The organism is Leisingera sp. ANG59, from assembly GCF_013317235.1.
Classification (GTDB): Bacteria; Pseudomonadota; Alphaproteobacteria; order Rhodobacterales; family Rhodobacteraceae; genus Leisingera.
Genome location: NZ_WLCM01000081.1, coordinates 1 through 7,374 on the forward strand (window position 1 = coordinate 1; position 7,374 = coordinate 7,374).

Genomic DNA, 7,374 nt, shown 5'->3' on the forward strand with positions numbered 1-7,374 from the left:
GTAGCTCGGCGGGCTCTCATCCTTCAGATACTTCTTGATCGTGTTCCGCGATAATCCCGTCGCCCGCGCAACAGACCGGATGCTGCGTCCCTCAACCAATACCCATCGTCGGATCTTCGACACGCTTTCCATCAGTAACACCTGCTCTTTCCTCCGCACTTTTAGTGCGGATGTTAACGAAAACAGGTGGGTCAATTTTACTCGCTCATAACCCACCAAAGTGGGTCAATTTTGCACGCCGATTCACATCTGAACGGGCACAAATTGACATCCACAGCATCCTGACCGATGTACCCAGCATGGTTGAGAAGGACATCCACATTGTCGCCCGGTTGGCCGGTATCCCCTTGGAGGGATGCCGGGATGCCGATCACACGAACTGACCACGCTGATTGCCAGCCTCGGCCTCGCCCATTTGGACGAGGCTGTTAGGCGTGGAAAACGTGCCGCGTCCTCCCTTTTTTCTGGAGATAAACATGGCACGGAATATCTACGACAACCCCGATTTCTTCGCTGGCTACAGCCAGCTTCCCCGTCAGGTCGACTGGTTGGACGGTGCGCCGGAATGGCCGGAAATTCAAGCCCTGCTCCCAGGGCTGTCACGCAAGCGCGTGGCGGACTTGGGCTGTGGCTTCGGCTGGGCTGCACGCTGGTTTCGCGAACAGGGAACATCCTCTGTTCTCGGTTTGGATCTGTCACAGAACATGATTGAGCGTGCAAAGGATGATACAGAGGATTCCGGTATCGAATACCGGATTGCCGATCTGCAAACGCTTGAACTGCCCGAAGCGGCGTTTGATCTGATCTACAGCGCTCTCACCTTTCACTACGTGCGAGATTTTGAGCGGCTGATCCGCATGATCCATGCAGCTTTGGCGCCCGGCGGAGATCTGGTTTTCACCATCGAATATCCGATCTTCAAGGCAGCCGCCCATCCGCAATGGATACAGGACGAAGACGGGCACAAAACCTGGCCAGTGAACGGCTATTCCATTGAGGGTGAGCGCCGTACTGACTGGTTCGCGAAGGGGGGGGGCTTAAGCACCACCGGACCTTGGCGACAACCATCAACACCCTGATCGGGGCGGGTTTCGAACTGTACCGGGTGGAAGAGTTTGCGCCCACACCTGAGCAAATTGCAGAGAGCCCTTTCCTGGCCGAAGAACTGGAGCGGCCGGTGATTTTACTGGTTTCGGCGAGCAAGATCTGACCGCGCCGCCGCCCAATCTAATCTACCGGGCTGCGGTTCTTCAAAATACTCAAGGGGCGCTGTTCCGGCATTTAACAAGCCACGCACGAACACCTGCCTGAGGACAGCCTATACCTTCACCGCATCGCCAATAATTTCATGCAGTATGAGACGGATGCCGGCAGAGCCGCACTTTCTTTTCATCATTTGAGAGATTGAGCGTATTCTTCCAGCTGCGTCGCGACTGTGCCCCAACCGTCGTAGAACCCCATGTTCTCATGGTTCTGGCGGGCTTCAGGAGAACGATGCCGTGCGGTTGCTGTATAGGTCGTGCCGCTATTCCAATCGTCTGCAAACTCGACGATGGCAGTCATAAAAGGATCGGCGGCGGGCTTCCAACCTTCACAGTATGTGTCGGTGAAGACCAGTCGTTCGTCTTCCACGATCTCGAGAAACACGCCCTCGTTTTCCATCAGGTTGCCTTCGACATTCATCGTCGTATTGAACTTGCCCCCGACACGCAGATTAATTTCGCACGCTTCGATACTATGCGGCTTGGGCACAAAGAAATTCTTGATGTGCTCAGGCGTTGTCCAGCATTCCCACAGCAAAGCGCGCGGCGCGTTGAGTGTGCGCGTGAATGTCAGGTCGGTTTTCGGATCGAGTTTCATTTGTTGCGCTCCTGCGTGAGGTTCCTGATGTAATCGTCAAAGCGGTCGAGCCGCCCCTCCCAGATTGCACTTTGTTCGCTCAGCCAGTCCTTGGCCGGCGTGAACGCACCGTAAGACAGTTCACAAATTCTGGTACGGCCATGCTTCTTCGATGTGATGAGGTTGGCTGCTTCCAGCTTCTTCAGATGCGACATGAAAGATGGCAGAGCCATGTCATGCGGCGCGGCCAACTCGCTGACAGATGCTTCACCTCGCGCAAGACGTTGGAGGATCTCGCGCCGCGTTGGGTCCCCGAGTGCGGAGAAGCAAAGGTCCAGAGTGGACTCATACTTAGACATACACCTAAGTAATAACGCTCAGCGCGCGGTGTCAACTAAAGTTAGCAGATCCCCTAACTATCATTGAATTGCCGGACTGCGGTACCCGCCGCATTCAAACGAAAGAGCAGGTTGGCGTCACTCACCCCCCACATTGTGGAGCGTAGGATTTTCCACTGAATGCAAACCGCAAGAAAGCTGCTTGCCTAACGCTCCATTGCTCCCTTGCCAGCGAAAATCTTGTCTCGGAATTTTTCTATCCGGGCAACGCGGGTTGCAGATTTCTTGGCCTGGCTGAGGTTGAACATATAACTTCTCTGCCGCCCCGGCGTCAGGGCAAAAAAGGCCACGGACAGCTCCGGATCTGCGTCCAATGCGTCGCCCAATTCGTCAGGCATGGGGATCTCGGTATGGGTTTTGGGCGACTTCATGCCTGCCTCGGCGTGATCCATAAGCTGCTGAAGGTATGCCTGAATCACTGGCTTCAATCCGGCCACCTGCCCGGCGCTGGTGAAGCGGATCATTCCCGGTGTCCGGCTGTTCGGCCCTTGCCGCTCAAGAACGCCTTCGGTGTCCTCCAGAAGACCCGCGTTCATGAAGGTCAGCCGGAAGTCATCCCGGAAGGCCGTGACAAGCGCTATATTGCGGCCCGCGAACATGTATATGGGATGGGCCCATTTCACCGTTTCCTGCAGCCCCATTCCGAGACAGATACGGCGCAGCAGATCAAGGCCTTCAGTCCATTGCCTGGCAGAGCAATCGGGCGTGGCAAATCTGTCGCACCGGCCGCAGCCTTTGGTGAAGAAGTCATCGGGATCGGTGATCATGGCCATTGTTTGCCGGACCTCACGTTTCTGGTTCCTGGATAGAGGGAGTGCGCATTGCACCCGCGGCATTTCCGGGCAGACGAAGCGCGCCTTGGAACATCTAACCGGCAATGAGCACCCGAGACTACTGCTTTGGCACTTCTTCTCGCTTGAATTGCATTACTGACGGTCGGCAAATACGGATATGCCATACGCCAAAGTTCATGTATCGCGGCGGAGACTGAAGAGAGAAAGAAAGTCTTCGGCTGCTGTTATGTCGCCCTCCACGTGAACGATCCCCTTGGCAGAGAGATCCGCCAAAGGGGTACTGCCGTAGACCGCTGCTGCCAGCGTGTTGCCTGTGCCTGACAGCACAAAGCCTGTCTTTGGCGAGGTAACCGCCGTGGTATGCAGTTTGCCTCCGGACAGATGCACCTTAAAGGCCTCGCTGCTGATATCGAAGCCGGCCAATGCCTCGCGGCCTTCGGCTCTGCCCCGCATCAGGGTCACCCCCAAAGAAATCATCAGCGCAGAGGGGCTGATGAAGCGGGAGGGATCATGGCCCGGCACCGTCAGCGCCCAGCGGCACAGCGCCTCCAGAACCGGCAGCAGGCCGCGGCCCGCATCCGTCAGCGCGTAGATTCCAAGCCGCTCATCATGATCCACCACGCCCGCCGCCGCCAGCTGCTCCAGCCGTCCGGTGAGCACACTGGCAGTGATACCCGGCAGCCCCTTGCGGATCATCTGAAAGCGCTTTGGCGCAAACATCAGCTCGCGCACGACAAGCAGCGCCCAGCGGTCACCGGTCAGGTTCAGCGCGTGCGCTGCCAGGCAACCTTCGTCATAGCGGATACGCGGGGATTGGCCGTTGTTAGTCATGTTTAAATACTAACAGTTGTTTTCTACTACTGCAATTGGCAGGCTGGGTTCGCGGGCGAGAATCGCCCGTGTGTTTGAGTAAAAAGGGATGTCGAAATGACTTATTACACCGGCTTCACCGCGGCTGTTCCGGCGGCAAACAAACAAAAATACATTGACCACGTGGAGGCCGCCTGGCCGCTTTTCAAATCCTATGGCGCTACCCGTATGGTTGAGACCTGGGGCGCCGATGTGCCGAAAGGGAAAGTCACCGACTTCTACGGCGCAGTTGATGCCAAGTCGGATGAGGCCATTGTGTTTTCCTGGATTGCCTGGCCCGACCAGGCAGCTGCCGATGCAGCGTGGGCAAAGATGGAAACCGATCCCGCGATGAAGGCCCTGCCGGAAATGCCCTTTGACGGCAGCCGCATGATTTACGGCGGCTTCTCGCCCGTGTTCGAGCGGGGCAATCACACCGGCGCAGGGTATTATCAGGGCTTCCTGCTGGCGGTTCCGGAAAAGAACAAGCCAAGCTACGCCGAAATGGCGGACGAAGGCTGGAAGATGTTCGAAAAGGGCGGCGCGCTCGGCTTGATTGAAAACTGGGGCGAGGACGTGCCGCACGGCAAAAAGACCGATTTCTACCGCGCCACGAAGGCTGTAGAGGGCGAGGTGCCGGTGTTCAGCTGGTCCGCCTGGCCTGACCGTGCCACCTGTGACGCCGCCGCCAAGGCGATGGAAGCGGAGATGGGCAAATGGACATGTCCGCAATGCCCTTTGACGGCATGCGGATGATGTGGGCCGGTTTCGAGCCGATATTTGACTCGGAAGACGCAACATAACACCCGCGAGCGATACCCATGGCTTCCGGGTCCAGTGTTCGCAACCCGGAAGCTGTGCTGAAGGAGATTTTCGAATGGCAGTTGCAAAGAATACAGTTTGCCTCTGGTATGACAACGAAGCCGAGGCTGCCGCCCGCTTCTATGCCGCAACCTTTCCCGACAGCACGGTAACGGCCGTTCGCTATGCGCCCAGCGACTTTCCTTCCGGCAAGGCAGGCGACGTGCTGATGGTTGAATTCACTGTCCTTGGCATTCCCTGCCTGGGCCTCAACGGCGGGCCGGCATTCACACACAGTGAAGCCTTTTCGTTTCAGGTTTCTACCGAGAATCAGGAAGAGACTGACCGCTACTGGAACGCGATAGTCGGCAACGGCGGCGCGGAGAGCGCCTGCGGGTGGTGCAAGGACAAATGGGGCATCTCTTGGCAGATCACGCCGCGGGTCCTGATGGAGGCTCACGCTGCAGGCGGCAGCGAAGCGAAGCGTGCGTTCGAAGCGATGATGGGGATGACAAAGATCGATGTTGCTGCAATCGAGGCAGCCCGCCGCGGCAGCTGATCTTTTCCTCACCCGATCGTCGGGCTTTCTCGCCTCGCCTTGAAGGAATGGAACAGAGCGCAAAGGCTATGGCCAACATTGTAAAGCCGTGGCCTTGGCTCTCTACGGACCAGCCATAGACAGGTGCAACAATCGCAAAACCGATATTTCCCAGCATGGTTGCGACAGCCATTGTTGAGGCTCTGACGGGTCCATCACTCAGCGAATTGATTTCCCGTCGCATCACGGGATCATAAACGCCTTGTGCAACCGAATGAATTGCAAATCCAAGGAGCGCGATGATCAGACCAGCAAGCCCGCCCAGGTAAGCGCCTGCGCCAAGCACAAGGAAGCAAAGAGAGATAAGCAGAGCGAGCACAGACCAGAACCCGCCCACGGCCTTCTTGACCCAGCCGACACGAAGCGCCGACAACAGAGAGATTCCAAGCATAACTCCGAATAGAACTCCGTAGTAGCCAAGCTCTACCTGAAGATGCTCCAGCATGGGCTGGAATGCCCAGAAACCGATCCGAACCGCCACAAAAGTGACCGCAAAAAACAGGATGATTAGGACGAATCCCGGCTGTGCAAATAGCTTTCCGATAGCCTTGAACCAGGGTGTCTTCTTCTTGTTTTCCTTGAAATGCGGCTCATGTAGGAAAAACACAACAAACAGAACCGAAACCGAGATGACGACGGCGCTTATGAGAAAGGGAACCGCAAGCGACGTGGCTGCTGCGATCCAGGCTCCGATGGCCGAGGCCGCCCCAAAACCGAGGTTTCTCATCGCCCAGCCGGTGCCCTCTGCCTGCTCATAGCGTTTTACTTCTCCGCCAGGCCTGCGCCACCCCGCACGTCGCCAGGAAAGCGCGGCATTCAGCAATCGACCGGCGCACCACCCGGCACAAAGGCTATGCCCTGTCCCAGAAGCACCGCAAGCGGATCGAAGAGGCGTTTGGTTGGGCTAAGACTGTTGGCGGCATGTCCCAGAACGTCTATCGCGGCGTAGAGCGGGTGCGGTCGCGTTTCATCCTGACGCTCGCCACTGGAAATCTCGCCCGGCTGCCCCGCTTACTGGCGGCATGAGGCTGCATGAGGTGGCCACAAGCCTGCTTCCAGCCGCCCGATCCGGAAGGGAGACAAGAGAGCCCCCTCAGAGAGAACACGTCCCGCTGGCCTGACTAATTCTGCGGCCTGTTAAACGTCCTCCAATTAAAGCTGATGATCGCTGCCGGCGTTGTCTTCGGACCACCCGAAGGGCAGCTATGCGCAGGAAGCCGCCGCTGCAAAGTTGCGAACCGACTTCGCCTTTCGGAACCTGACCGGCCCTGAGCCGCCGTTGATCATCACCCTCCACCGCTGCGGTGCGGCCCGCCAATCCAGACTTTCGCTGCACCCGCGAAATTTCAGAGGTAGCGAATTCACAGTCTGCGAGAGTTCCGGACATTCGCCTGCGCAGCAGGTTGCACCAAACCCCTTGTTCATCGCCAAGGGAAGCTGGATTCATTTCGTCCCTGCCTGACAGACAAATCTTTGCAGCAAACTGAACTGCTAACCCGATCAGACCGTCTCCAGCGGCACCGGGACCGGTGTGCCGGTTAGCGGGTCGGGATGGATTTCGACAGGCAGGCCATAGACCCGTTCGATCAGCTCCCCGGTCAACACCTGTTGCGGCGTGCCATGCGCTACCACGCGGCCCGCATTCATGACCACGTTTTCATCGGCATAGCGGGCCGCCTGCGGGATATCGTGCAGCACTGTGATGCAGCTCCGCCCTTCGCGGGCCAGGCTGCGCATCAGTCTCACCGAAGTGCCAGAGCTGCGCATCATTGACCCGGAACTCTGGGAAGCAGTCCGCAGCCGCCAGGGCGCGCTGAAGACAAAAGGCACATCGACCCCGGTCTGGTGTAACCGCCGGACGTAATCTCCCCAAAACCGCCGTTTGAAAATTCCCCAGCCGTGAGCGGCAGGGTCAATTCCGAACCTCAAATATTCGGAATTGGCGCTGCCGCGGGACACAGGCCTGATGCTCCAAACAAAGAGTGACAGGGGCAGGCAGGTGAAGGGACTGAGGGAGATCGTTTTGATCCATGATCTGAAGAAACAGGGTCTCAGCATTTCCGCGATCGCGCGGAAAGTTGGCTGTGACCGCAAG

General features: G+C 57.6%; 10 protein-coding genes and 2 pseudogenes. 5 read left to right on the forward strand and 7 right to left on the reverse strand.

Annotation, left to right across the window (positions count from 1 at the left end):
* On the reverse strand, positions 1–141 hold a 141-nt coding region (locus GKC28_RS26630; RefSeq protein WP_368041119.1), incomplete at its 3' end, for a helix-turn-helix domain-containing protein.
* A 335-nt stretch (positions 142–476) separates the two neighbouring features.
* Here GKC28_RS26630 and GKC28_RS25585 point away from each other — a divergent pair.
* Positions 477–1,079 carry a bifunctional 2-polyprenyl-6-hydroxyphenol methylase/3-demethylubiquinol 3-O-methyltransferase UbiG gene (locus tag GKC28_RS25585; protein ID WP_254604415.1) on the forward strand — a complete coding sequence of 201 codons (603 nt, stop codon included), beginning with the start codon at positions 477–479 and terminating at the stop codon, positions 1,077–1,079.
* On the forward strand, positions 1,055–1,210 hold the full coding sequence (locus GKC28_RS26635) for a hypothetical protein (protein ID WP_254604417.1): 156 nt from the start codon (positions 1,055–1,057) through the stop codon (positions 1,208–1,210). Before GKC28_RS25585 ends, GKC28_RS26635 begins: the two co-directional genes overlap by 25 nt.
* A 182-nt stretch (positions 1,211–1,392) precedes the next feature.
* Here GKC28_RS26635 and GKC28_RS25590 read toward each other — a convergent pair whose 3' ends face one another.
* The 4 genes from GKC28_RS25590 to GKC28_RS25605 form a co-directional block, all read right to left on the reverse strand.
* Complete coding sequence (locus GKC28_RS25590; RefSeq protein ID WP_174149763.1) at positions 1,393–1,860, reverse strand: SRPBCC family protein; 468 nt, start codon at positions 1,858–1,860, stop codon at positions 1,393–1,395.
* Positions 1,857–2,198, reverse strand: a complete 342-nt coding sequence (locus GKC28_RS25595) for a helix-turn-helix transcriptional regulator (RefSeq protein ID WP_174149764.1) — start codon at positions 2,196–2,198, stop codon at positions 1,857–1,859. Before GKC28_RS25595 ends, GKC28_RS25590 begins: the two co-directional genes overlap by 4 nt.
* A 185-nt stretch (positions 2,199–2,383) precedes the next feature.
* Positions 2,384–3,073, reverse strand: a complete 690-nt coding sequence (locus GKC28_RS25600; RefSeq protein ID WP_368041173.1) for a YdeI family protein — start codon at positions 3,071–3,073, stop codon at positions 2,384–2,386.
* A gap of 132 nt (positions 3,074–3,205) precedes the next feature.
* Positions 3,206–3,862: a winged helix-turn-helix transcriptional regulator gene (locus GKC28_RS25605; protein WP_174149766.1), complete on the reverse strand. Its 657-nt coding sequence runs from the start codon at positions 3,860–3,862 to the stop codon at positions 3,206–3,208.
* 96 nt (positions 3,863–3,958) lie between these two features.
* On the opposite strand from GKC28_RS25605, the gene GKC28_RS25610 reads away from it, so the two are divergent.
* Together GKC28_RS25610 and GKC28_RS25615 are read left to right on the forward strand one after the other, a co-directional pair.
* Complete coding sequence (locus GKC28_RS25610) at positions 3,959–4,636, forward strand: DUF1428 domain-containing protein (protein ID WP_254604419.1); 678 nt, start codon at positions 3,959–3,961, stop codon at positions 4,634–4,636.
* A gap of 121 nt (positions 4,637–4,757) precedes the next feature.
* Positions 4,758–5,240: a VOC family protein gene (locus GKC28_RS25615; RefSeq protein ID WP_174149767.1), complete on the forward strand. Its 483-nt coding sequence runs from the start codon at positions 4,758–4,760 to the stop codon at positions 5,238–5,240.
* Positions 5,241–5,382: 142 nt separating this feature from the next.
* Here the strand turns inward: GKC28_RS25615 and GKC28_RS26965 are convergent.
* A pseudogene (locus GKC28_RS26965) lies at positions 5,383–6,006 on the reverse strand (MFS transporter); the annotation flags it as partial.
* 41 nt (positions 6,007–6,047) lie between these two features.
* Here GKC28_RS26965 and GKC28_RS25620 point away from each other — a divergent pair.
* Positions 6,048–6,305 (forward strand): annotated as a pseudogene (locus GKC28_RS25620) (transposase); the annotation flags it as partial.
* Between the two features lie 474 nt (positions 6,306–6,779).
* Here GKC28_RS25620 and GKC28_RS25625 read toward each other — a convergent pair.
* Positions 6,780–7,049 carry a hypothetical protein gene (locus GKC28_RS25625; protein ID WP_174149768.1) on the reverse strand — a complete coding sequence of 90 codons (270 nt, stop codon included), beginning with the start codon at positions 7,047–7,049 and terminating at the stop codon, positions 6,780–6,782.
* Positions 7,050–7,374: the final 325 nt, after the last annotated feature.

Bases quoted from the DNA above. Each gene is read 5' to 3' on its own strand.
- GKC28_RS25585 (WP_254604415.1), top strand. From the start codon at position 477: ATGGCACGGAATATCTACGACAACCCCGATTTCTTCGCTGGCTACAGC.
- GKC28_RS25590 (WP_174149763.1), bottom strand. From the start codon at position 1,860: ATGAAACTCGATCCGAAAACCGACCTGACATTCACGCGCACACTCAAC.
- GKC28_RS25595 (WP_174149764.1), bottom strand. From the start codon at position 2,198: ATGTCTAAGTATGAGTCCACTCTGGACCTTTGCTTCTCCGCACTCGGG.
- GKC28_RS25600 (WP_368041173.1), bottom strand. From the start codon at position 3,073: ATGCCGCGGGTGCAATGCGCACTCCCTCTATCCAGGAACCAGAAACGT.
- GKC28_RS25605 (WP_174149766.1), bottom strand. From the start codon at position 3,862: ATGACTAACAACGGCCAATCCCCGCGTATCCGCTATGACGAAGGTTGC.
- GKC28_RS25610 (WP_254604419.1), top strand. From the start codon at position 3,959: ATGACTTATTACACCGGCTTCACCGCGGCTGTTCCGGCGGCAAACAAA.
- GKC28_RS25615 (WP_174149767.1), top strand. From the start codon at position 4,758: ATGGCAGTTGCAAAGAATACAGTTTGCCTCTGGTATGACAACGAAGCC.
- GKC28_RS25625 (WP_174149768.1), bottom strand. From the start codon at position 7,049: ATGATGCGCAGCTCTGGCACTTCGGTGAGACTGATGCGCAGCCTGGCC.